The sequence below is a fragment of the Sphingobacterium sp. GW821-FHT03E03 genome, assembly GCF_059420745.1.
The window spans coordinates 153304-177437 of sequence record NZ_JBWKUH010000001.1 but is presented as its reverse complement, the minus strand read 5'-3'; the positions used below and the strand labels follow the sequence as shown (position 1 = coordinate 177437).

The 24134-nt window shown below is 46.8% G+C and carries 21 protein-coding genes; 11 read left to right on the top strand and 10 right to left on the bottom strand.

Annotated features, from left to right (window positions below; genetic code table 11):
- Positions 1-13 precede the first annotated feature (13 nt).
- The 3 genes from AC07UV_RS00675 to AC07UV_RS00665 are packed head-to-tail and all read left to right on the top strand — an operon-like array spanning position 14 to position 5952.
- The gene (locus AC07UV_RS00675; protein ID WP_495182337.1) at positions 14-3337 is read left to right on the top strand and encodes a SusC/RagA family TonB-linked outer membrane protein; all 3324 of its coding nucleotides are present in this window, start codon (positions 14-16) and stop codon (positions 3335-3337) included.
- A 10-nt stretch (positions 3338-3347) separates the two neighbouring features.
- Positions 3348-4703 carry a RagB/SusD family nutrient uptake outer membrane protein gene (locus AC07UV_RS00670; RefSeq protein ID WP_495182336.1) on the top strand — a complete coding sequence of 452 codons (1356 nt, stop codon included), beginning with the start codon at positions 3348-3350 and terminating at the stop codon, positions 4701-4703.
- 43 nt (positions 4704-4746) lie between these two features.
- A complete protein-coding gene (locus AC07UV_RS00665) occupies positions 4747-5952 on the top strand; it encodes a TlpA family protein disulfide reductase (RefSeq protein ID WP_495182335.1) in 1206 nt (401 codons plus the stop codon).
- Positions 5953-6015: 63 nt separating this feature from the next.
- Here the strand turns inward: AC07UV_RS00665 and AC07UV_RS00660 are convergent, their stop codons facing one another.
- From AC07UV_RS00660 to AC07UV_RS00650, 3 genes are all read right to left on the bottom strand, one after another.
- Positions 6016-6240 carry a hypothetical protein gene (locus AC07UV_RS00660; RefSeq protein ID WP_495182334.1) on the bottom strand — a complete coding sequence of 75 codons (225 nt, stop codon included), beginning with the start codon at positions 6238-6240 and terminating at the stop codon, positions 6016-6018.
- 485 nt (positions 6241-6725) lie between these two features.
- Positions 6726-7736, bottom strand: coding sequence for an AraC family transcriptional regulator (locus AC07UV_RS00655; protein WP_495182333.1), 1011 nt, complete (start codon positions 7734-7736; stop codon positions 6726-6728).
- Positions 7737-7786: 50 nt separating this feature from the next.
- Entirely contained in the window at positions 7787-8188 is a 402-nt protein-coding gene (locus tag AC07UV_RS00650) for a hypothetical protein (protein ID WP_282253960.1), read from the bottom strand.
- 442 nt (positions 8189-8630) lie between these two features.
- On the opposite strand from AC07UV_RS00650, the gene AC07UV_RS00645 reads away from it, so the two are divergent.
- From AC07UV_RS00645 to AC07UV_RS00620, 6 genes are all read left to right on the top strand, one after another.
- Positions 8631-9653 carry a hypothetical protein gene (locus AC07UV_RS00645; protein WP_495182332.1) on the top strand — a complete coding sequence of 341 codons (1023 nt, stop codon included), beginning with the start codon at positions 8631-8633 and terminating at the stop codon, positions 9651-9653.
- Positions 9616-10062 (top strand): helix-turn-helix transcriptional regulator, encoded by a 447-nt coding sequence (locus tag AC07UV_RS00640; RefSeq protein ID WP_495182331.1) that lies wholly within the window; start codon positions 9616-9618, stop codon positions 10060-10062. The genes AC07UV_RS00645 and AC07UV_RS00640 overlap by 38 nt, the downstream gene beginning before the upstream one ends.
- A 614-nt stretch (positions 10063-10676) precedes the next feature.
- A complete protein-coding gene (locus AC07UV_RS00635) occupies positions 10677-11321 on the top strand; it encodes a DUF6266 family protein (protein WP_282253963.1) in 645 nt (214 codons plus the stop codon).
- A 1-nt stretch (position 11322) separates the two neighbouring features.
- Positions 11323-11727, top strand: a complete 405-nt coding sequence (locus tag AC07UV_RS00630; RefSeq protein WP_495182330.1) for a DUF5675 family protein — start codon at positions 11323-11325, stop codon at positions 11725-11727.
- Positions 11728-11861: 134 nt separating this feature from the next.
- Positions 11862-12257 (top strand): hypothetical protein, encoded by a 396-nt coding sequence (locus AC07UV_RS00625; RefSeq protein WP_495182329.1) that lies wholly within the window; start codon positions 11862-11864, stop codon positions 12255-12257.
- On the top strand, positions 12214-12423 hold the full coding sequence (locus AC07UV_RS00620; RefSeq protein WP_495182328.1) for a hypothetical protein: 210 nt from the start codon (positions 12214-12216) through the stop codon (positions 12421-12423). Before AC07UV_RS00625 ends, AC07UV_RS00620 begins: the two co-directional genes overlap by 44 nt.
- A gap of 81 nt (positions 12424-12504) precedes the next feature.
- On the opposite strand, the gene AC07UV_RS00615 is transcribed toward AC07UV_RS00620, so the two are convergent.
- From AC07UV_RS00615 to AC07UV_RS00585, 7 genes are read right to left on the bottom strand one after another with little or no spacing between them, the layout of a single operon-like run.
- On the bottom strand, positions 12505-13941 hold the full coding sequence (locus AC07UV_RS00615) for an AMP-binding protein (RefSeq protein ID WP_495182327.1): 1437 nt from the start codon (positions 13939-13941) through the stop codon (positions 12505-12507).
- Positions 13928-14167 carry an acyl carrier protein gene (locus tag AC07UV_RS00610; protein ID WP_495182326.1) on the bottom strand — a complete coding sequence of 80 codons (240 nt, stop codon included), beginning with the start codon at positions 14165-14167 and terminating at the stop codon, positions 13928-13930. Before AC07UV_RS00610 ends, AC07UV_RS00615 begins: the two co-directional genes overlap by 14 nt.
- A gap of 7 nt (positions 14168-14174) precedes the next feature.
- Positions 14175-15572, bottom strand: a complete 1398-nt coding sequence (locus AC07UV_RS00605; protein ID WP_495182325.1) for an MATE family efflux transporter — start codon at positions 15570-15572, stop codon at positions 14175-14177.
- An 11-nt stretch (positions 15573-15583) separates the two neighbouring features.
- Positions 15584-16951 (bottom strand): lysine N(6)-hydroxylase/L-ornithine N(5)-oxygenase family protein, encoded by a 1368-nt coding sequence (locus AC07UV_RS00600; protein ID WP_495182324.1) that lies wholly within the window; start codon positions 16949-16951, stop codon positions 15584-15586.
- A 28-nt stretch (positions 16952-16979) separates the two neighbouring features.
- Positions 16980-18431 carry a GNAT family N-acetyltransferase gene (locus AC07UV_RS00595; protein WP_495182323.1) on the bottom strand — a complete coding sequence of 484 codons (1452 nt, stop codon included), beginning with the start codon at positions 18429-18431 and terminating at the stop codon, positions 16980-16982.
- Positions 18412-19947 carry a pyridoxal phosphate-dependent decarboxylase family protein gene (locus AC07UV_RS00590; RefSeq protein WP_495182322.1) on the bottom strand — a complete coding sequence of 512 codons (1536 nt, stop codon included), beginning with the start codon at positions 19945-19947 and terminating at the stop codon, positions 18412-18414. Before AC07UV_RS00590 ends, AC07UV_RS00595 begins: the two co-directional genes overlap by 20 nt.
- A gap of 24 nt (positions 19948-19971) precedes the next feature.
- Complete coding sequence (locus AC07UV_RS00585; protein ID WP_495182321.1) at positions 19972-20631, bottom strand: nitroreductase family protein; 660 nt, start codon at positions 20629-20631, stop codon at positions 19972-19974.
- A gap of 335 nt (positions 20632-20966) precedes the next feature.
- Between AC07UV_RS00585 and AC07UV_RS00580 the strand changes: the two genes are divergently transcribed.
- Entirely contained in the window at positions 20967-22034 is a 1068-nt protein-coding gene (locus AC07UV_RS00580; protein WP_495182320.1) for a Fe(II)-2OG oxygenase family protein, read from the top strand.
- A gap of 16 nt (positions 22035-22050) precedes the next feature.
- Positions 22051-23865 carry an IucA/IucC family protein gene (locus AC07UV_RS00575; protein ID WP_495182319.1) on the top strand — a complete coding sequence of 605 codons (1815 nt, stop codon included), beginning with the start codon at positions 22051-22053 and terminating at the stop codon, positions 23863-23865.
- Positions 23866-24134: the final 269 nt, after the last annotated feature.

The window sequence follows — 24134 nt, the reverse complement described above, 5'->3', positions numbered from 1 at the left end:
TAACAATAAGCAGATGACGAAACAATCAAAATCGTTAACTGCCTTATTGGGTAAGGTAGTTAACATTCCAACAATACAGATTATATTTTTTGTAATAATCATCCTTCTAAGTTCTATGTTTAGTTTATTGGCTCAGACGCCTCGCAAGGACAGCGGGGCGGATGGGTTGTTATCCATCAGCGGTACCGTCGTGTCTTCTTCCGACGGTAAGCCGATCCAAGGTGTGTCTGTCCGGGTCGAAGGTGAAAAGGGGAGAGCCTCTTCTAAAAATGACGGGTCTTTTATAGTTCCAGTCTCCAATCCTAAAGGTATAGTTTCATTCTCCCATGTGGGATTCAAGCGTTTAGAAACACCATATATAGCCGGAGTATCATTGACTGTAAAATTGATACCATTGGAGAATCAATTGGACGAGGTGGAGGTGGTGAACACCGGTTTCCAAAAAATACCAAAAGAGCGAGCTGCGGGTTCATTTGAGCTTATTGACAACAAGCTTTTGAATAAACGCATGGGTACTTCCATTTTGGATCGGTTAGAAAATGCGAGTGTGAGCACGCGCTTTGAAAAAGACTATCAGTGGGGTGATCAGAATCAATATGCGGATTTACCTCAATTTAATTTTGAAAATAGAGGTCGAACGGCAATGGTGGGTGCAACATCCAGAACCATTGTCCTGGACAATGTATTGTTTGAAGGTGATCTAAGAGATATTAATCCCAATGATATTGAGTCTGTATCTGTGCTGAAAGATGCAGTTGCGACATCCATCTGGGGTACTAATGGCGGTGGTGGTGTCATTGTCCTGACGTCTAAAAAGGGAAACTATAATAGCCCTTTTAGGCTTACTCTGATCAGCAACCTAACTATTCAGGAGCGGCCAGATATATATGCGCTTCCTTTTATGAAAAGTACCGATTTTATAGATTACGAGACTTATCTATTCAACAACGGCTATTTTAATAGCAAACTAAATAATAAGACCAGCTTCCCTACGCTGACGCCTGTTGTCGAAATCCTGAATAAAATGAAGAAAGGGGAAATGACTGTAGCGGATGGAAATAGATTGATAGATGAATACCGTACGTACGATATCAGGGATGATTATAATAAATATGTCTACAGACCATCTGTAATGCAGCAGTATTCACTTAACTTATCCGGTGGTAACGCTAGAATAGCCTATAATGTGTCTGCCGGTCTGGATGATAATAAAAATTCTAAATATTATTCAGAAAATGACCGTAAGACTCTCCGCGTTTCCGTTAAGTCTAATCCGGTCAAGAATTTAAGTCTGAATACAGATATCAATTATACCCATGTGAAGGCAAGGGACTACAGTATGAATCAGGAGGTTTCATACCAAAACTCGACCATTGGATTGGAATGGCCTTATCTCAGATTGGCAGATGATCATGGTAATTTCATTACCTCTGATGCAGTACCATATCGCAAGATATACCGCGATACCGCTGGAAATGGCAAACTGTTGGACTGGAGCTACAACCCGTTAAAAGAAAGGGCAGATAATTTTAATAAATATAGAACGGGCGATCTGATGATAAACCTGAATGTATCCTACAAAATTCTGCCCAAACTAAATATTCAGGGGATATATGCTTACCAGACTGTCTTGTCAGCAGTGGACGATTGGGTAGGGCAAGGGACTTTCAGTGCACGTAATCGGATTAATCTGTTTACACAGTACAACGACAAAATGGTGCTCAAGACACCCGTTCCGCTTGGAGGAATTCTTTCCAAAGGAAGTCGGTATTCTAGCGCCCATACAGGTAGAATACAGGTGGATTATAGCGCTGATTTAAACAATATTCAAAGTAAATTGGATGTGCTAGCAGGTGTAGAAATAAGACAAAAAGATTACCAATTGGATGATCGGCTTATCTATGGCTATGACGCGAATACGCTGTCATACGCACCCATGGATTTTGTTTCCTTGTTTCCGACATTAAATCGGAAAACTGGTGGATCGCGTATTCAGGATGGGATTATTTTTGAGCAACTCACCAACAGGTACCTATCTGCCTTTGCAAATGCCAATTATACGTTTAAAGAAAGGTATATCCTGAACGGTAGTGTCAGGCAGGATGCATCGAATTTGCTTGGGGTAAAAGCTAACGAAAAATGGCAACCGCTTTGGTCTGCTGGAACGGCTTGGATTGTGTCCAAAGAATCATTTTTAAAACATGACAACATAGATCTGCTCAAGCTTAGGGCGACATACGGTTTTTCAGGTAGGGTCAATGGTAGCTATGCTGCGTTGCCGATCATTGAATATCGAGGTAATGATCTACTTACGGGTTTAAGGTATGCCAATATTGCTACGCCCGCCAATCCTTCGCTCAGATGGGAGCGTACCCAGACCATAAATCTCGCAGTAGATTTCGGTGCATTTAATAACAGACTCTCCGGATCATTTGAGTGGTATGTCAGGAATGTAAAAGACCTACTGGCAAATATGCAGCTCGATCCCACGACCGGATATGAAAGTATGATAAAGAATGGGGGACAGTTTCGTTCAAAGGGTTATGAATTGACCTTGAATACTGTAAATATCAGGAACAACAGTTTCTCTTGGCTATCGACGATATTGTTGAGTAAAAATAGGACAAAGGTGGTCAGATACCCTTACAAATTGCCTACTGCAGATTCGTATGTATATAATTCGGGTTCCGCTGGTTCATATCTACTGGAAGGACATGATGAAGCTGCTGTATTAGCCTTTCCTTTTGCTGGGCTAGATCCGAATACGGGTGATCCGCAGGGTTACTTAAACGGTGAGCTGTCAAAAGATTATATGTCAATCTTATATGGCGGCACAGAGAACCTGGTGGACCTGGGCCCGGGGAGACCGATATACTACGGCAATATCGCCAACGAATTCGTGGTGGGCAAGTTTTCCATGCGCTTGAATATACAGGGGCGCTTTGGCTTCAAATTTTTTAGGAGCACATTTTCGCAGATCAATGCCGCGGATTCACGTATGGGGCATCCGGACTATGCGCTGAGATGGCAGAATCCAGGTGATGAGTTAACGACAGACATTCCGTCGCTTAAATATCCGATGGATTCCTTTAGGGATGGCTTCTTTCAGAAGTCAGATGCAGTGGTCGTCAAAGGTGACCACATCAGGTTACAGGATATTTTTGTGTCCTATGACCTGGGCAAATGGAAGGGTATCCGGTCTCTTTCTGTATCCGCTTTTTTGAAGAATATGAATACTATCCTCTGGCGGGCCAATAAACATGGAATAGATCCAGAGTATCGGGATGCTACCCCACTGCCTTTCTCAGCCTCCTTTGGTCTTAATGTTGGATTTTAAAACGATAACGATGAACTTAAAAATATTTGCTCCTATAATGATAGCGATACTGTTTGTATCCTGCTCCAAATTTTTGGATCTAAAGCCCGATGCTAAAATGAGGGTACCCTCAAGCTTGGAAGATGCTGAATCATTATTGAATGACCGCTCCGCCATGAATTCAGCCTATGCTGCAATTCCCGAAGCTGCGGCTGATAACTACTACCTTGAAAAGGCCAGTTTTGAAGCGTTTACAAATGTAGCCGAAAGGAATATCTATATCTGGGACGCGCAGCTCGATGTCAACTATATAAACTGGCAGGCTAGCTATAAAGTGGTGGCGATAGCCAATCAGGTGATCGACATCTTGTCGGGATTGAATCGGAGTGATAACTCCGCTAAGTATGATCTGATCAAAGGGCAGGCGCTATTTTTCAAAGCTTTTGCTTATCAGCAAATTGCAGATGCCTTTACACTTCCATACAACAAGGATACAGCACCGTCTTTGCTGGGTATTGTATTGCGCAATTCGCCCAATGTGGACGAAATATCCTATCGGGCAAGTCTCGAAAGCTCGTATGTCGAAATCAAAAATCTATTGCTGCAGGCTATAGATCTTCTTCCGGCGCAGACGACAGTCAAGACGCTGCCGTCCAAAGCCGCCGCCTACGCGCTTTTGGCGCGGGTGGCATTGATCATGCAGGACTGGCCTTTGGCATTGAATGCTGCCAAAGAATGCTTGGCTATCAACAATGAACTGATAGATTATAATCAGCTGAATAGCTCTTCACTGACACCTTTTGAGTTGTTCAATAAAGAGGTTTTGTTCCATGCGGTTACTGGTGCCAACGTGACGTTGACGCCCAGTATATGCTTCGTTGACACTTTGTTGTACAGTTCATACGAGGGTAATGACCTTCGAAAGAAGATCTATTTTTCGATGGACGGACAGGGTAAAACCGTATTTAAAGGAAAGTTTGACGGCGCCCAAAATTCATTTTCCTTTTGCGGGCTGACGATGGATGAGGTATACCTGATTCTCGCTGAGGCCTATGTAAGGACCGATCAGTCTGACTTGGGACTGCAGGCCCTCAATACCCTGTTGCGTAAGCGCTGGATGTCGAATAGCTATGTAGATATCAAGAACGAGGGGCCTGTGAAAGCCAAGCAGGTGATTTTGAATGAACGGCGCAAATCCCTCATCTTGAGAAATACCCGATGGATGGATATCAAACGTCTCAGTACCGAAACGGAGTATGCTGTGAAATTAAGCCGAAAACTAGGCGATCAAACCTTTGAATTAGCCAAGGGTGATCTCCGTTTTGCCTTTCTTATTCCGATAAGGGTCGTTAACCAAGCTAGTACTATTCAGCAAAATCCAAGATAATAAATCGAATTTTTTAGTCACTTCTAAAAAACAAACATAAAAAATGAAAAATTTTATAAAATATATCTGCATCAGTTGCATGCTTTTAAACAATATAGTGTCCATGGCGCAGGAACAAAAACTGTCTATACGAAATCCTATCAAATGGCAAAAAAATTATAAGCTATTAGATGGCAAGGAAGAGTTGCCGGTTAAAAAGTTTGGATCTAAGCTGGTGCTGCTGGATTTTTTTACCACTTCCTGTACCTCATGCATAGCGTCATTTCCATTTATGAATGATCTTCAAGTAAAATTTAAAGATCGGGTTCAGGTGTTGATGGTCACGCCCGAAACTAAGGCCGTTGTGGCTAAGTTTTTCGGCAAGAACGACTTTGTGAAAGCGAATAAGCTACCTATTGTGATTGAAGATAAGTGGTTTAGTGAATCGTTTCCGCATAAAGGCGTTCCTCACGTTGCCTGGATTTATCAGGATACTGTAGTAGCGATTACGGGTAAAGACATGGTGACTATGGATAATATCGACAAAGTATTGACCAAAAAAGATCTATCCAAATGGCCTATTAAAGATGACTTTGCAATTGATGCCGCTATGGATGATAATTCACAGGAGGAGGATAGCTACAGTTCAATGTTTGGCCCCTACAAAATCGGCTACCCGCTTAAATATCGGATCGACAGCACTTCGCAAAAGATAGCCTATCATATGACCAATGTAGATGCTATTCCTGCCGTACTCTATACGATTGGTTTGGAAAGGAAGTTGCCCTTGATGAAAAAGGAGCGGATTATATTGAACGTTCGTAATCGGGATAGATTTGTGAATGTTGATAGTATCCCTAAATCCTTTTGGTCACAAAAAAATGCTTTTTGTTTTTCTTCGGAATGGCCTTTTGAGATGGATGCTTCCCAGAGGCATGGAGCATTGTTAAAAGAACTGACTAACAGACTAAACATTCGTGTTACCTATGAACCTCGGGATGTTAAAGTTTGGGTTATTAGACCAAGTAAGCAGAAAAGCGATGCCTTATCAGCGGGGGATATGGAGATCGGAAATTGGTTGACTTTTGTGGAAGTTACTAATCCGCATCTGCCACCCCTGATTATAGAAGGTATTCCGTTAAGTACTAAAGCAGTCTCGTCATATGAAATAAGTGATCTAGCGAGTTTGAAAAAAGCCATGGAAGCAAACGGTCTAACGGTTGAAGAAACGGCGCGCAAAATTGACTGTCTGATCATTGATGATAATTAATATAACAAAAGGCTGGAGTTTTTAATTCCAGCCTTCGCTAAATCGGGTCAGTAGAGGTAGGGATTAAGCGTCTTTTAAGGAAACGTTAGTTGTATTTGAATGTGTATTCAATGCAGTAACCATTTCACTTAAAATTGCGCTATCTAGTACTGGTCTTCCTGAACCGTCATTTGCAGCTTCGATCGTACAAATGTTTTGGTCGCCTACACACGAAGGTGTTCCTGAAGCTAATGAATAGCTTGAAGGATTCGATGGCGCACTTTGATTGTTCAATTGAAATAAAGCCATGTTGCAAAATTTTAATCAATCAATTTCTGTTAATTAATCAGATATAGCTGAGATAGATCCGGTTTCACAGATTCTGCCGGGCTGGCCGAAACACCTTACTGAGCCAGTCCTTTTTGAGTATTGCTTTATTGTACCGCCACGCGGGAATGTCGTAAACCTGCGTCCATGCCGATCACGTACAGGGCCGGCACAGCAACAGGTAGCTGGTTGCAAAAGCTCCATCTTAGCCAAGCCGGAGTACTTTCGCTGCACCAATTGTGAAGGCCATTGCCGACGCGGGGTTCTCAAATCCGCGGCGAATGGTTTCTCATCGAGAGAATGTATCCTGACTCGTCCTGTACGCTGTATATGCTCTTGCTTGATCATACTTTTCTGTTTATAAATTCACCCAGTCCTAGGGGTATATATTTCATTGATCCTAAGATAGCGGCAAAAATGTCCTGGTTTTTGATTGAATACATACTTTGATTTGGTCAAACCCATAATTAATCTTCGGTTTTGGGGGGCAATAGGGATCTCATGTATTCACTCGGTGTCAGGCCGGTATGCCGCTTAAAGAAATGACAGAAGCTGGACTGATCACTAAAGCCACATCGGCTGGTGGTTATTTTGATCGATAGATGCTGCTCCAGGCAATGTTTGGCTTTTTTCAATCGCTCCTGATTACTGTAATGCGTTATCGGTACGCCATAGCGCTCTTTATGGAGATAATTTAGATATTGAGATTCGATAAATAAACTTTCGGCAATGTGGGTGATCAATAGGAGATCGTCACTTTCGGCGATCCGACTGATGATAAGCTCCCGTGCCAGATGTACGATCAGATCAGGATGGCGCAATAGGCCCTTTGCTTTGAGCATTTTGTCCTTGCTCAAGTAAAGCAGCTCCTGAATTTTTTTTAGGATACATATTTTCGGGATCAGGGGTCTTTTAAGCAGCTCGGTGCTTAGTTCGCCCAGGATACGCCGGGTATGCTCCATGGCCTCAAAATCAAGGCTCACCCGATATTGTGGATGCTGCTGCCTATTGGCGGCCACAATTTCATCCAGGTAATCAAAGCCTGACAATCCATTCAGGTCAAGCAGCTCCAGGGGTAATGTAAAACCTTGGATATGATACTTGCCTGGCTCAAAATGTAAGGTAATAATCGTTAGGGGCGCATAGAAAAATGCACCGTGAAAAGGACGGAAGAGAAACTCTTCCTGAATCTGGGGCTGGTGATAATGCACGGGTTTGCGCCCATCCAGGTGATAAAGTAGGTGAGTCTGCGGGCTGAGGATCTCAAAACTGATGTGGGTAGAGGCGCTGGCTTCGATGGCATAACTGTAACTTTCCAGATTGCCTGTTTTTAAATATTCTTCGTAAATACTGATCTGGTTATTGCTGAGCAGTCTTGTCCGGCTACCTGGTAGCCGCTGATGAAAGGATTTTGTGAGCGTACTCTTGCTCACAAAATCCATTTCTGCTTCTATCAACTTGAATGATTGGGTCTGCATATAGCTGTTGATTTTGGGGAATTTCCACGTTTGTTTCGGAGAAACATGGATTAGCGATAGGCTGAATTCCGATAAACAATGCGGATAGAAAAATAACCGGTCGGCAGCAAGCTGCTAGCGACAGGTGGGGTACTGGATGAATTGTATCGTGAAAGGATGATGTCCTTGGGTGTATCTTCCTCCTCATCGGCCATACTGCTTTCTTTTTGGAAATCGACAGCCAGATTGTTAATCCAGCTATCGGCGATACCGATGCTAAGTGCTGTTTTGAGTGCGGTGGACATATTATTCAGGTATTGGATCTGGCTGGGGCTAAGATCAAAGTAGGCCAGTATAAAACCCACAAAATCGCTCATCACAAAATTGATGATGGCAAGGCGGTCGTCAAAAATGGTCGTCAATACTTCTTCTTGCAGGTCGAATACACCTGCCGTGTTAAATGTTCTTTTCATATTTTTCCGTTTGAGTAAAACCACAAATAAAATGGCAAAAACTGCGAAAAGCAAGCGCTTGGATCAGATATGACAGGATTCCGTAAATTTTGACGGAATGTTTCAGGCCGAAATAAATTGGTAATTAAAGGAAATTTTGTAAATTTGAGATAAGTGTTTTTTGCAGGGGTGATCCTGATAAGAGGATGATGTATGGTAGTTTGGTGCGATAATACTCCTTAAAACACCTGTTTATTTGTTTTGAAGCCAATTACCTAAAGATTATCCAACAATTATGTGGCCTGAAAAATTAAAGAAAAGTAAAGGGGTATTTTCGTATTTATTAAATAATACTGCTGGGCAAAGGAGCGAAATATTCTTTTATCTGGTTTATATTTTCTGTTGTGCCATTTTTTCACTGTGGATAAACCTAGGCTCTGCAGGGCTTAACGCGGCTGAACGTATGGCAAATAAGCGCTTTATATCGGTATGGATTGGTACTATTTTATTGCTGTTGTTGTATGCTATTCTGATTAAATATATACATACAGCTTTGGTAATCCGTCGAAGATTTACAGGGAATGCCAAGCTGAATTTTAGCATCTATGTGCTGTACTCGTTATGCATTGTCCTGGCCATTCATGGGCTTATACTTGAAATTTTACTACCCCATAAGCCGGGATTGATCTTGTTTTCTTATGCTTACCTGACCACAGACTTTTGGTTTTTCTTTCCGATAGTGGTCGACTATATACTGTTTATCCACTGGTTTCCGGGTTGGGCATTGCTGCAATTTCCGCTCTTTGGCCAGATTAAAATTTATAAGCCTATCCCAGAGCCTGTGGCTCGTCCTACTGAAGTACTGTTATTGACGGCGGGGGTACAATCTGGGGAGCATCAGGCAGCAGATGAAAGTCAAAATCCTGTAGTTCAGCTGGATGAAAGCTTAATGGAGCCACCACTGGAGGATAGCGCTCAAACAACGGTAGACTTTTCGCATCAAAATGAGACGGCATCACAGGATACACTACTGGATTTATGGAAGCGGGATCGGGATAGGCCTGCATTGATGGTCTACCTGCTGCGCAAATGGGAGATTGAAGAGCTATTAGACTCTACGACTATAAAATGTCTGCACGCTGTGATCATCTATAAAGAACAGCGTACGGCGGATGTGTATATGCATGATGGCAAATTCTGCCGAATAGATGTGACCACCAAAGAACTGCAGGAAAATCCCTGGTTGGTAAAAATACGGGCGCGGGTGTATGTCAATATGTTGTACTTTCGGGTGCCTGTAAACCGGCCTAATAAGTTGGAACTTAATGCTGAGATAAAGGAGAAACTGGAACGATGGTTGCCGGAGGACAAACTCAAAATGTTGATCACGCCCTCCCGTGACCTCAGCAAAAACTTAAAAGATTTTTGGGGAATATTAAAATCGCTGGATGAAACAAAATTGGAGGAAGAGTTTAATCTGGCTTAAAATGGAAGTATTGTTTAACGCTGTGGTGATGGAGCCCCTGTACAATGCCAATTGTGTGAAGCGGCTCGTTTCGGCGACCAGCATGTCTAATTGCATGGTTATGTTAAATTTAATGAATCGCATATGTGACCTGTTGGAGGTCATATCTTCTTTGCTGCAAGCGATATTGAAGTATATAACGGAAGAGATGAATAAAGTTCCCACAGAAACGGTGGACGCATCTGCCGAATTGGAACATATGCTTGATATCACGCATGTACTCGATAAATTGGGTATTTCTGAATCAAAGTATTATCGGCTGGTCCGCGAGGGAAAGCTCAGGCCGAGGAAGCTCGGCAAAAGACATTATTACTACCTGTCAGACCTGCACCAGCAGCTCGAGGAGAGTAGGCGGAAGGGGCGGATTTAGTTCATTCAAAAGGGGAGCCGAGCGGCTCCCCTTTTTAGTATAGGGCCTTTGCTAATGCTGGTTTATAAAATATATTTTTATTTTTTCAATCACCGGATTATGTGCTGGATTTACCGGTAGAGCTTTGCTGATATTCGGCTTGCTTTCGACAGCGCTTCGGCTCTCGTTTGGCTCCGCTTCGGGACTGCTTCGACCCATGCTCGGGTCTCCTTCGGCTGGGCTTCGACTTCCAGCCGAACAGTACCCGAACGGCACCCGAATAGTACTCGAACAGCAGCCGAGGCGGAGCCGAACCTGTCCGCACCCCGAGTCGAACATGGCCTGAAGGACAGCCAATAATTACCCCAATAGTAGCCGGGCCACCGACCTCATTGGGGATGATAACTTCCAGGTCTTTCGCAATGCCAAATTCCCTGAATGGCTACGCCAATCTGTTATCCAGCATTCAATATATGGTTCAAATCTGACAGGCAATGACAGTCCTTCCAATCATTTAAAATCAATCCCTGTACTTCTTCGCTTAAGGCCAAAAGTACTCCTAATTTAGCTCTTGCTAGCAAAACAAAGACTGCGCATGCCAGTCGTAATTATTTATAAATCAAACATGTATAATCATGGCAAGATTCTTAAAAGGTATACACGGAGCTTACTCTGGGAAAGTAGGTAGTGTAATAGGAAGTAGTTGGCGAGGAGTGGATTATGTACGCTCACTCTCCAAGATCACAAACAAAAAAGCAAGTGAAGGACAGATCGCTCAGCGGGCTAAATTTGCGATGGCGGTAGCCTTTCTGTCGCCGATCATGGATCTGCTCAACCTGGGCTACTCGGACAAGCTGCAGGGGAAAGCAACGGGCTATAACAAGGCGCTGCAATATTTGATGAACAATGGCGGCGTGACGGGTACGTACCCAACGCTGGAAATCGATTATTCAAAGATCGTGATTGCCAAAGGCTCATTGTCCAATCTGATGGCGCCCGAATGGTCAGAGCCTTTTCCGCAGGAGGTCGCGCTGACCTGGGCACCGGAACTCAACAAATACAACTCCTTTGCTGATGATTCGGTCATCCTGCTCATGTACAACAAGAACAAGAATTTCTTTAGTATTCTGGAGTCTTCGACCAGGGCGGCTGCAAATCTGAGTTTCACACTGCCGGCCAGCTATGCGGGTGATGTGCTCGAAGGCTGGGTCTTTACCGGTCATCGGGATGGCGTAAAAACCTCACCGAGTTTCCACCTGGGCGAACTGACCATTAGCTAATATGGCTGTCCAACACACCCTGCTGCTCCTACGAAAGTATGGAGCACAGGGAACTAATGGAACAATCAGCTATCGGGGTGAGCATATCTGCCATACCATCGAATTGCCGGATCATAACAACCTCCCCAGGATCAGCTGTATTCCGGTAGGTCGGTACCGGCTGGAAAAACGGCGCTATCCAAAGCATGGGGAGCAGATTGGTATCCCCAATGTGCTGGGACGCGAAGCGATATTAATCCACGCGGCTAACAATGCGTTGAAGGAATTGCATGGCTGTATCGCACCGGTAACGACCTTAACAGGTGAGGGGACGGGGGATTACAGTGGTAAAGCTTTAGCAAAACTTAAAGCATTGGTGTATAGTCTGTGGGATATGGGGGATGAGGTGTATTTGAATATTCGATAACAATGGGAGGACATGAATTTGCGCTGCATTCCTTTGTGCCGTCTTCTTAGCAAGATGACGGCATAAATCAAACTCGCTTCGCTTAGACAGTGATTTATGCTACCGTCATATTGCGTCAACGATTGGCAGTCGAAATGCAATGCTTTCAATTCTTTGTCCTCCTATATTGTTCGAATAAAGATTGGGACGAGGGGATGGGAGAGAAAGCTATATTTTCTATTCCTGGCCCTTCATATTTATCGAAGCGGGTTGTTGGAGTGAGAGGGTATACTGTCTATTTAAAAGTATCAATCATGAAAAAAATCTTAGACAAAATAGGAGCAGTGCTGCAGGTGGTTCTCGCAGCGCCGCTCAAACTGCCGGGTAAGGCATCGAATATACTGAAGTACATTGCACTGGGGCTAGGGATACTAGAAACGGTGATGAAAGAAGATAAGTCACCGCCCGAAGAAGCTGATCGGCCGGAGGGCAATACTGATCCAAACGATGCTGCTAGGGCGGAAAGGAGCGGGACAGATGAAAATCAATGATATCCGCGTTTCGGCCATCGGGGGAACCATCTGTTCCATCTGGGCCAGTATCTCGCTGGGTGATGTGCTGCAAACGGTAGTGACAGCGGCATTGGGCACCCTGGTCAGTTTCCTAACGAGTCGGCTGATCGGACGATGGAATAACAGGGGCCGAAAACGGCCGTAAATAGGATAAAAAGAAAGCGCACTAGGGGGTGCGCTTTCCTTCTGAACGCCATGTGCGATCAATAGCCTGCTGGAAGAATCATCAATGTACCAGTGCGCTGGACTCGCTCATCAGCGTTGTCATGGCATGATAATCTATTTTTCCATTGCTGGTCCGTAATATCGAGGGCAGCTGCTGAAAACGGATCACCTGGGGCAGGATATGCACCCGCTTAAACAGCAATTCTTTGATCGTTTCCTGCTGAACGTTGGGGTCTACATAACAGATGCTGATGTATTTATCCGAACTGCCTACACAGACCAGTTCTTTGCCGGGAAACTGGGCCGCCAGCAATTGTTCTACTTCATCCAGATTGATCCGGATACCAAAAAGTTTGACAATCCGCTTGAGCCGTCCGGTAATATAATAGTAGCCGTCTTGGTCCTGACGGGCCAGGTCACCCGTGGCTAAGGACTTGGGCGGATCAAAATGTTGAAGATCTGCCAGCCCCTCGGCGTAGCCCCCAAAAACATTAGGGCCCGTATAATGGAGTTCGGAGCTCTCTGGATCGATTGTAAACTGACCGTTTTTAATGGGTTTGCCAATCGCACCCAGTTTGTCCAGCAACTGCCCGGGCGGCAGAAAGGACATCCGGGCCGTAGCTTCGGTCTGTCCGTACATCACAAAGAAGTCAAGCTGTTTCTCCTGTGCATACTGGGCAAATTGGGCCAGTAAGTCCTTGTTGAGCTTGCCTCCAGCCTGGGTCAGGTAACGCAAATGGGGATATTCTTTCTTCATAAATCCCAGCCGGGCAAGTAGCTCATAGACATAAGGGACTCCGGCAAGGCTCGTGTAGCCGAAACGTTCCATTTCCCACCAGAATTCTTTTTGCATGACCTCGCTATTGGTACAGACGAGTTTACCCCCGCCAATGGAGTTGCTTGTAAAGACCGAGAGTCCATAGGAATAAAACAGCGGAAGATTTAAGGGGGTCACATCCGTGGGTCTTATGGGTAAATAATCCATGATGGAAAGGGCATTGGCGATTATATTGTGCTCGGAGAGCTTCACAAACTTGGGTGAGCCCGTTGTTCCCGATGTACTGAGCAGTAGCTTTAAATTTGGATGCAGTTGCTGCTCAAGCTGTCGGTCGGCATAGAAAAGTCCGGCTTTGTGACGCCAAAGCGCTTTGGTATATCCGTTTAGACTGCCACGCTGTGGGTCGTAGATCAGATTGGGCTGGTAGCGCAGTTCAAGCCGCTCTTTGAAAGGAACGGCCATATTGGGCGGCAAGAGTGCAATGGCCCAGTTTTCCCGAAAGAAATGGAGCAAAAGGCTGACGGATTCAATCGAGTTGTCGAGGTATAGAAAGGCGAGCCCCCGGCTGCAGGGCAGCGCAAGGGAAGTTGCCAGATCACTGAGGCTGTAAGAATCGCCATGCGTATCCAGGTAGCGGAGCGACTTGTTACCGCTCAGCAACTGGGATAAATTGCTTTGTGAAGTGCTGATCATATCATTAGGGGATTTAGATGCTGACATCGTATTTTTTTAAGACAGTGGTGATACGCTGATAACTGGACATCTCCAGGATATCTTCGGTTTCAATCTGGATCTGGAAGGTTTCTTCCAGCGCGGCAATCAGAAAAAGATGCGACATGGAATCCCATGCGGTAATCCCCTGATAGGCTAGATCGGTATGAATGGCGTTCGCCGGAATGGATAGGCCCTGCGCGAAGGCTTGATGTAATTTTTCGGTATTGTTCATTTCTTTTTTAAATTTTAATTTTCTTCCAGTTTCCCTTTTTGAAAACCAGCACACAGGCGGTCGCCAGCACGATCTCCGACAGGGTAATGGCGATAAAAATGCCGGTAGACTGCCAGTTCAGGCTGATCGCCAGCAGGTAGGCCAGGGGCAACTGGACAACGTAAAACATCAGGATATTTAATAAGGATACAGTGTTGACTGCTCCTGAGGCATTCAGCGAACGTGAAATCACCATGGTGTACCCAAAGAAAAAATAGGCAATGGCCATATATTTCAGGTAGGTAGCCGTGGTCTGCAGGATCAGGGGGTCTTTGGTGAAAATAGCCGCCAGGGACTCCCCGTAAAAAAGTAGGAGTGCAGCCATGAGGCCGAGGTAACAGAGATTGGCCTTGCCCGTCTTCCAGACGGATTCCTCCGCCCGCTCGGGCTGGGAGGCCCCCAGGTTTTGTCCGGTGAGTACACCTGCAGCATTGGCGATGCCCCAGGCTGGCAATACCGTAAACATAATGATGCGGTTGGCCAATATATAGCCGGCCAAGGTGCTCTCACCGAGTTTGGCGACAATCATAATCATCAGAAAACGGCTGGAGGAGGGGATCAGGTACTGCAGGGTGCCCGCGGAAGCCAATCTCAGGATACGCTTGATCAGTGCGGGGACGAGCAGCAGCTGCTGTCTGCCTATGCGCAGTCGCCGGTTGCGGAAGAGCAGGTGCCAGAGCTGATAGAGCACCACAATAAAGTTGGCACTCACCATGGCGATCCCGGCGCCCAGAATTCCTAAAGCGGGAAAGGGGCCCAATCCATAAATCAAGGTGGCACAGAGGATCAGGTTCAGCGCATTGGCGATCAACAGCGCCCGCATGGCGCGGGCGGCATCGCCGGATCCACGAAAGATACCGTTTAAAATAATCCGTAAGATCATCAGAAATGCGCCGGCAAACATCACCTGGGTGTAGCGGGAGCCATAGGCGATCAACTGCTCGTTGGCGCCGGAGAAGCGCACAATCTCGCTGCTGAAAAAGTAGGCCGCAAGGCTGCAGCATAGGCCGATAAAGAGTCCTGTATAGAGGATCTGTATGGCGATAAGGCCGGCTTCTTTCGGTTTTTGCTGCCCGATACGGCGCGAGATCATTGCCGTGGCGGCAATACCCAGCCCCGTTGCGACGGACTGCATCAAGATCAGCACCGAATTATTGATGCCCACGATGGTAATGGCCTTTTCCCCCAGACTGCTGACAAAGAGCAGGTCGACAATGACAAAAAGGGACTCCAGGCTGAGCTCCAGCATCGTTGGAATGGCCAGCAGGAAGGCTGCCCGGTTGACGTTTCCCCGCGTGAAGTTTTGCTCCGTTCCCTGCAGGGCAATCCAGAACAGCTGCACAAAGGCTTTAATTTTGAGTAGCATACCTGACCGGATTAAGCTTTTTCAATCTGTGGATCTGCAAATACGGCCCTGCTGTCGTTTTTTTTCGGCGCTGCTGCTGACAAGGCTGTCGTGCCGAAGGACTGAAAGGCAATGGCCTGCTCCACGGGATAGACGCTGCGCCCGAGGATTTCCCGAAGGATATAGGAGTTGCGGTAGGCACCCATCCCGAGGTCGGGTGTGGCAATACCATGTGTCTGGAGCTCGGCATTCTGCACAAAGATCTCCTGCTGCTGCTTGTCAATGGCATAATTGCGCGCCACCTGAAATGTTCCCTTGGGTGTGCGTGCAATGCGCTCCTGGATATTGCGCAGAAAAGCGGGTTCCTGGTATTTGTAACCGGTAGCCATAATCACAAAATCCGTTGGGATAACATAGCTTTCTTCTTGCTCTTTCTGTATAAAATGGAGCTGATAGCTGCCGTCGGCAGCGGTCTGCAGATCCTGCAATTCGCTGTTGGCAATCAGCTTGACATTGACTTGGCCATCGGCAGTTTCCATGGTATACAGTGTATTGAAAATTTCATTGATCAGATCGTAATTGATCCCCTTATACAGGATACTCTGTTCTTTCAGTAGTTGGTCGCGCTTTTGGTCGGGCAGTGAATAGAAATAGTCCACATACTCCGGCGAGGTCATTTCCAGGGTAAGCCGGGCATGATTTTCCAAGGGGAAGAAGCGGTCCGAACGTGTCACCCAGTTGAGCTGTAGGCCATCGCGGGTATGGGGCAGCAGGTCGCGGACAATTTCGGCAGCACTCTGTCCCGAACCGACAACGGTGACCGAACGCTGCTGCAAAAGCTGCTCCTTGCGGTAGAGGTACGATGCGGTATGGATCACCTTGTCCAAATCGCGGTTCTTGATGAAACCTGGCATAAAGGGGGAGGTGCCTGTTCCCAATACGATTTTTCGGGTGCTGTACTGGCTGATCTCCTGGCTGCTTTTGTTCAGCACCGTGACTTGGTAGTGTGGATCAAGATAGACGATATCCAATACCTCGTGGCCGAATTTACATTGCTCCAGCTGATCGGCAACCCATTTACAGTATTGGTTGTACTCGCGGCGCAAAATAAAAAAGTTCTCGCGGATATAAAACTTATAGATCCGCCCGCTCTGTTTCAGGTAGTTGAGAAAGGAATAGGGGCTGCTGGGGTCGGCCATGGTCACCAGGTCCGCCATAAAGGGAACCTGTAAGGTGGCATCGTCGAGCATCAATCCCAGGTGCCAGTTAAACTGCTCGGTGCGATCAAAGAAGATGGCTTTACAGTCTGCTATGGGTTGTGTCAATGCCGCAAGCCCCAGGTTGAAAGGACCGATGCCAATGCCAATAAAATCATATGTGTAATTTGTGTTATTATCCATTTTTTGTTTTTTTTAAGTGTTCGTTTCCTTAATAGATCTCGGTCGCTTCCGGATAGGTTTGCGTCAGTTCGGGTTCCAGTTCCTGGGGTTTGTTGGCCGGAAATTTCTCCCAGTACCACTCCCGGTAGCAGAAATTGAGATGTGCCTTTTTATGGGGCATCTCAATAACTCCCTGCAGCTTAAACCCGACATGAATTTTATTCATCAGGGCTGCCATGGATTCGATGGCGCCTTCGCCGACCAGGCGGCCTACTTTGGGCTGGGCGAACAGCCAGCTCAGGATGCTCTGCATGGTCAGCGAGGGGAACTTTTTCTCCTTGTCTGTCGGGGCGATAAAAAGATGGGTGCCATAATCTGTTGGCAGCACATCGAAATAGTTGCCGACGATATCGCGGGTAGCCCAATAGACCTCCATATTGAAGGTCGGAATGCCATTGATCTCGCCGATGTAAGCATGCCCGGCTTTGTCGGCAAGCAGGCTGCGGTAAAATTGCTCCAGCCGGGGGAGATCCCAGTTCATCTGCCAGATGGCTTTGGCATGATCCCGGTGAAACCAGCGGTGTACCATCTCCAGATCGCGGTCCAGATCAAAAGGCCGAATGCTGACCGTCACCTGCTCGTGGACGTAAGTTTTGGAGAATACGGGGGCAAGTCCCTGGGGTCTTAACAGCGTCGCATCCCAATAAACCTCGTGCAGTGGATTGGGAATGCTGCAGCTGGCCTTTGCTGAATCCTTGGCGAAGCGGTCGCGGATGTTAAAATGACGCGCCGCAATAAGAAGGGCTGCCAGCGAATCTTGCTGCTTGCGGGATCGCCGCTGATAATACTGATAAGTCAAGGTGATCAGCGCTTCTTCATCCTGTAAGCTATAGCGGCCGATCAGGCCGATCAATGGGAACAGATGACCAATAAGGACGAGCTCAATCCATTGGGATCTGGCCGCGGGATCGTCGCCGGATATTTCCTTCCCCTCGATTGCTGCCGGAAATCCATTTTCATCGACCGTCAGGACGGCATCCAGCTGCTTGTAGCCCAAAATCCGGAGGTACTGGTGAAACCAGTGCAGCATGGCATCCCGACGGTGGCGCCGGCTTGCGCTGTATTGCTCGATATACTGGAGTATGGGGGCTAACTGCTCCTCGGGCATGTCGGTAGAGGCCAAAGCGCCCGCCGCTACACCCGCGAGGGTACAAAAGCGGTCCAGGGTCAATTCGGTGATGGTTTTACTGACCAGCTGCCGCTCAAAGGCCGGAAACTGAAACTGATGCTGGCCCACAGCTGAATCATAGACCAGGGGAATATAAACCTCGGTGGATGTTTCCGGAAAATCGATCCGTAGATGCATTTCTGTCTTCGATTTCGCCAGGTAATGGGCCAGTTTAGCATCGTATCGCGGAATTCCCCGATAATGGGTCCAATTGGAATACTGCCGGCAGTAGGCATTGAGCAGTCCCTCGAATTTAATTTGATTGCTGTCCATGCTGCTGTCCCGTTACTTTGATTTTGTGAAAGATATCGTGGAGGTCTGCAGTCGTCAGCAGGGGATTGAAAATGGTGAATTTGAGGTAAAATTTGCCATTGACCTTGGTGCTGGCGAGCAGGACCTGCCCATTGTGAAACAGTTGTTTTTTGATCTGCTGGTTGACGGCGCAGCGCTGCTCTTCGGGCAGGCTTTCGGGGGCGTAGCGGAACAGCAGGATGCTGATATCCGAATCGCTCAGCAGCTCCAAGTCCGGATCAAACCTGACGATCTCGGCGGCTTCTTTGCAGCGGCTGATCAAGGTTTCGATGTATTCACCCAGCTTGTTGCGTCCGATCAGCCGTAGGGTGAACCAGAGTTTAAGGGCATCAAAACGACGGGTACTCTGAGTAATCGATTTGTTGATCTGGGCAGGATACTCTTCGTAATCCTGATCTTCGGGATTGAGGTAATCCGCATGGTGTTTGATGATCTGCAGCAGTGTTTTGTCGCGCACAATAAAGGCACTGCCACTAATGGGCTGAAAGAAAGATTTATGGTAGTCGATGGTCACCGAATGGGAGCGTTCGATGCCATTGAGCAGGTATCGATGGTTATCGGTCAGCAGCAGACCACATCCGTAGGCTGCATCGACATGCATCCAAAGGCCATATTGGGCCGCGAGATCGGCGATGTCGCTCAAGGGATCAATATTGCCAAAATCTGTGGTGCCGGCGGTACCGACAATGGCAATGGGGATATTGCCGAGGGCGATTTCAGTTTCAATGGCCGCTTCCAGGGCGTCCATGCGCATACGGAAACGGCTATCGGTCGCTACCGAAACAATACTCTGCTCACCCAATCCCATCAATGCCGCATTTTTCTGATTGCTAAAATGGGATTTTTCGGATACGAAAATACGGAAACGGTGTGCCGCAAGTGGGTTGCCATCCTGTTTGATGTTGTGCCCATAGCGGTTGAGCGCAAAATGATCGCGGGCAAGAAGCAGCCCCATCAGATTGCTTTGGGAGCCACCTGCCGTAAATATCCCATCGGCCTGGGGGGCATAGCCGATCTGTTGTGCGGTCCAGTCGATCAGGCGACGTTCCATCAGCGTACCGCCTGCACTCTGGTCATAGGTATCCTGTGACGAATTGATGGCGCTGACCAGCACCTCAGCCGCTAAGGCCGGAATGACAACGGGGCAGTTGAGATGGGCAATGTAATGGGGCAAATGAAATGCAGTGGCATGTTGCACATACAATTGGTCGACTTCATGAAAAAGCTCGGGATAGGAGGCGAGGGGGACATTGAGGTCCACCTGTTCAAACAGCAGGTTTAGCTGGGCCGGACTGATACCACTGAAAGGCTTTTTCTGACGGTTTAAAAAAGTGATAACAAGTTCTTTGGCTTGATTTATAGCAGCGTCGTAGTCTGCACTGCTATGTTGGCTAAAGATGTCTGCAAACAAAGACTGTTCAGGCAGTTGCGCGTCAATAGCTTCGACGGATGATAATTGAAGTGTGTTGTTGTCCATGATCTAAGTTTTTGTAAGGGGATTTTATTGGGGATTGATTGTTGATGGATGCGGGGTGAAGCCGCTGACTTTTTCGCTGATTGGCGTTCTACGTTTTTTTGTATGCGCCTTATTTGGGCTGGGGTGGCCAATGAAGAACAGCCCGAAGGATTGCTCCCGATCTTGGTGGATAAAGCGTCTGACATAGTCAATCGCAGATCCTCCAGAAGCCCAATAAGATCCAAGCCCCATCGCCGTACAGGTCAACGCCATATTTTGGACGGCCGAGGAAATGGCGGCAATCTCTTCCCATTCGGGTAAGACAATACGCGTACTGGGCTGAAAGATGATGCCAATGATCACTGCTGCATGAAGGGGATAGTTTCGCAGGTATTCGAATTTGAGCAGGCGGTCTTGGGGGGAAAGGTTTGGGTAGTGATCCCGGTAATATTCGCACATGTACCGGCCGTAGTCCGACTGCTGTTCGGCTGACAAAACGACAAAACGCCAAGGTTCGGTCATTTTATGGGTCGGTGCCCAGGTGGCGTTGGTCAGAATTTCCTCCAATTGTTGCGGACTAATCTCTTTTTTATCGTAAGCGTCGGCATAGATACTGCGGCGTTGCCGGATGACGCTTGTTACAATTGCAGCGCGTTCGGCGAACGTTCGATTAGGGGCTGAATTCAGTGAATAAGACGATTTCATGATGATATTTTTTTAATCTTTATTTAAGATTTTCAAAAAAAAATTTGCTGTTTTCAATTTTAGCAAATACATTTGTTCTGTAGTTCTTATTTAGACTGATTACATATAACGATAAAACAAAGATAAGAGGAGAATGGAATAATGCAAGAAAAAAATAAAATTTTGACATTTCTTCAGTCTGTATTTTTGTTTTAATGTATTGTCTTTTAAGATTTTACAATTGGAAAGGGAGTGGTGCAAATTAATTTACATGTTTTACAAAAAAATAAGCAAGACTTATGCAACCAATGCAATTCCAGGGCAGCCAAATGTATTTAGCGGACAAAAAACCGTTAATGCCCGCTCCAGCGCCGCGAGCGCCACAACTGATCGATGTTAAGTTTGAGGAAAAAATGGCCTTGATGAAAGTAGCGCGGCAACTCGCTGATGAATTTGGCCATTATGAAGATCCGACTTATATCCAAACCTTACATTTATACGCTTATCAGCTCTTGCCCCAACGTATTGCCCGGCTGCTGACACAATTTGGATCTGATTTTTCGGCCAGCCAATATGGGGCCCTTGTCCTGCGGGGACTTGTCGAGGTGGATCAGGAAAAACTGGGTCCGACACCGCCTTCCTGGAAAGCTTATGATCCGGAAAAACTGCTGTTGTACGGCTTTATCTGCTCCTTGCTCCATGGCGCAGTACCGGCCAAACCGGTGCAATATTACGTACAGCGCAAAGGGGGCGGCCTGCTGCACCCGATTATTCCAGATGAATCCATGAGCATGTCGCAGACGGGATCGGGATCAAAAACAGATCTTTTTGTGCATACAGAGGATGCTTTCCTGTTTAATCAGGCTGATTTTCTAAGTTTTCTTTACCTGCGCAATGAGGAGCAGGTGCAGTCCACACTGTATTCGATCCGCTCGCATCCTGCGATTAACGCAAATATGGAGCAGCTGTTCAGACCTATTTTTCGCTGTCCCAAAGATGCCAATTTCAAAGATGAGCAGCCAGCTGGAACAGATGTGATGACCAGCATTCTGTATGGAAACCGGCAAACTCCTTTTATCCGCTTTGATGCTGCCGAACAGCTGTACAACGCTGATGCAGGGCAGAGCCCGGAGGCACTGGAGATCCTTTCCCGGTTTTGGACAGAGGCCAAAGAATATATCTACAATGATTTTATCCCACAATCGGGCGATCTGGTTTTTGTCAACAATCACCTCTGTGCGCATGGAAGATCGGCCTTTAAGGCGGGTATGAAGCAGGTCGGTGGGGAATGGGTCAAGTGTGAAAGGCGGCAGATGCTGCGCATGATGAGCAAAACCAACCTGCTGCAGATCCGCGAAATGACCCATCCTGACAACCCTTATTTTATCATCGAAGACCATTACGGAAAGATTGCCAAATTCTAAAACCAGAACCAAAGACATGAATAACTTACTTTATCAACCGGACCTCGCCGCAGCACATCTCTCACCGGCGGTATGGCGATCCGTGAATATACAGCTCTTGCAAAAGATGCTTAGTGAATTTTCCCATGAGATGCTTATCGTACCTCAACTGATTGCCGGGAAGGGCAACTGGGATGTCTATGAGGTAAAACATACTGAAAAGCCGGTTTATTACCGCTTTTCGGCACGTGTACTCAGCCTGGATCATTGGGATATCGATGCTTTTTCCATCAGCAAGGTCGACAATGGCCAGACAGCTGAGCTGGACGCCGTCGCATTTATTGTTGAATTTGCCGATCAATTGGGGCTGGAACAGGAAAACATAGGAACTTATCTCGAGGAGATCATCAGTGTCCTGTTCACCTATGCCTATATGCGTGATCAAAATCGGATGGGCGTGGATGAATTGATCAAATCGGACTATCAGGAGATCGAACATGCCATGTCTGCTGGGCATCCTTGTTTTGTTGCCAATAGCGCACGGATCGGTTTTGATGCCATAGATTATCAGAATTATGCGCCCGAAGCGGCGTCTCCACTGGCCCTTGTATGGCTCGCGGGGCATCGTGACCGTACCGAATTTACCAGCATAGCGGGGGTATCCTATGACGATACCATCCGCCAGGAATTAGGCGGGGAGCATGTGGCTGCATTGGACAAAATGTTGACCGATGAGGGCTTAGATCCGCAGGACTATTTCTTTTTCCCGGTGCACCCCTGGCAATGGTTCAACAAGCTGTCGCACATCTTTGCGGCGGACATCGCCAGCCAGAAATTGGTCTGTCTGGGATACTCAAAAGATCTTTATCTGCCACAGCAATCGGTACGGACACTGTTCAATGTCAGCAATCCGCAGCGGTCTTATGTCAAATCTGCTCTTTCGATCCTCAATATGGGCTTTATGCGCGGGCTGTCGCCGTACTTTATGCGGACAACACCGGCCATCAATACTTGGGTATATGACCTGGTGGCCAATGATGCTTATCTGCAACGCCGGGGCTTCACGGTGCTGCGTGAGTTTGCTACGGTGGGGTATACCAATGCCTATTTCGAGGAAGCGATGCAGATCGATACGCCGTATAAAAAAATGCTGTCCACACTTTGGCGCGAAAGTCCATTTACCGGAGTTCATGAGGGGCAGCAGCTGATGACCATGGCGGCATTATTACATATTGACGTTTATGGAAAAGCATTTTTACCGGCGCTCATCAGCTCCTCGGATTTAAGCACCGCCGATTGGTTGCGGCATTACCTGAACAGCTACCTGAGTCCGCTACTGCATTGTTATTATTACCACGATATGCGCTTTATGCCCCATGGTGAAAACCTGATCCTGGTCATGGAAAACCATGTCCCGGTCAAGGTGATCATGAAGGATATCGGTGAGGAGGTGGCGGTGCTGTCACCGGAGGTTTCCTTGCCGCCTGATGTGGAGCGCATCCGCATCCCGGTTCCGGAGGAACTCAAGATTCTGTCCATCTTTACACAGGCCTTTGACTGCTTCTTCCGTTTTTTAAATCAGGTCCTGGTCGCGCATGCCGATTTTCCGGAAGCGGAATTCTGGGAACTTGTTACCGAATGTATCCTGGCTTACCAACAGGAATTTCCAGAACTGCAGGAGCGCTTTGACCGATATGATCTTTTTGCGGCCGAAATTCCTAAAACCTGCCTGAATAGACTGCAGCTGAAAAACAATAAAAAGATGATCGACGGCTCCAATCCATTTAAACATCAGCAATTTGCCGGAAATCTCAAAAACCCACTTGCGGTATACAAAACAACACTTATTTGATGCAGACTCTCATTTGTAAATTTTATGAAAATAGCTTATCCGATTCAACCAAAGCAGGCTGTCGCGCATTTAAATGCGGACAGCTGGCAGCTTATCAACCGACGACATATCCGAAAAATACTGGCCGAATTTGCCCATGAAGGGATTATTCTGCCCCAGCTCCTCCGTACACATGCAGACGGGGGAAGCTACCAGCTAGCAGTGCCTTCCAAACCGGAGGTCATCTATTATTTTGACGCCAGCATACTGGCACTCAACCATTGGTCCAT